This is a genomic window from Desulfurellaceae bacterium (assembly GCA_021296095.1).
Taxonomy (GTDB): domain Bacteria; phylum Desulfobacterota; class Binatia; order Bin18; family Bin18; genus JAAXHF01.
The window spans coordinates 1-576 of record JAGWBB010000097.1 but is presented as its reverse complement, the minus strand read 5'-3'; the positions used below and the strand labels follow the sequence as shown (position 1 = coordinate 576).

Here is a 576-nt window from a genome sequence, read left to right as displayed (position 1 = left end):
TCTCCCCAGCCCAGGAGTTTGCCGACGCAGTTTCTCTGTTTCGGCGTGAGGCTGTCGAGCCCGGCCGGTTCGATACGGGTCGTCCGGTCGAGCAGCGCCGGGCCCCAGCCTTCTGAGTCCTGGCCGCCCTCGGGACAAAACGTCGCCCCGAATAAGGACGCCCCAGTCAGGTCCGCGCCACGCAGATCCGCCCCCCGGAAGTCCGCGCCTTCCAGGTCGGCCGCCCGTCCCTGAGCGGCACAAAACGACGCATTGCGCAGACGCGCGCCCTCGAAGTGGGCGTTGGACAGATTGGCGCCGTCAAAACATGCCCTGTCGAGCTGCGAGCGCTCGAAATGCGCGTCGCGCAGCACAGCCCGTCGGGCCGTGAGGCCGGTCAAATTCCGACCGTCGGCGCGGATACCGAGCAGCTCCCGGTCGGAAAAGTCCCGCGCTTTCAGCAGGCGTCGATACAGCTGGTTATCGATGTGGGGAACGATGTAGCGCTGCTCCTGCCACGGGTCGGCCCGGTTGTGATAGCCGGCCTCTTTTTCCCAGTAGCCGAGTTCGTCTTCGGCCAACACCCGGATCTCTTCG

1 protein-coding gene is annotated in these 576 nt (G+C 66.1%); it reads right to left on the bottom strand.

Annotated features, from left to right (window positions below):
* The coding region (locus J4F42_18550; protein MCE2487520.1) for a pentapeptide repeat-containing protein at positions 1 to 576 on the bottom strand (576 nt) is incomplete at both ends.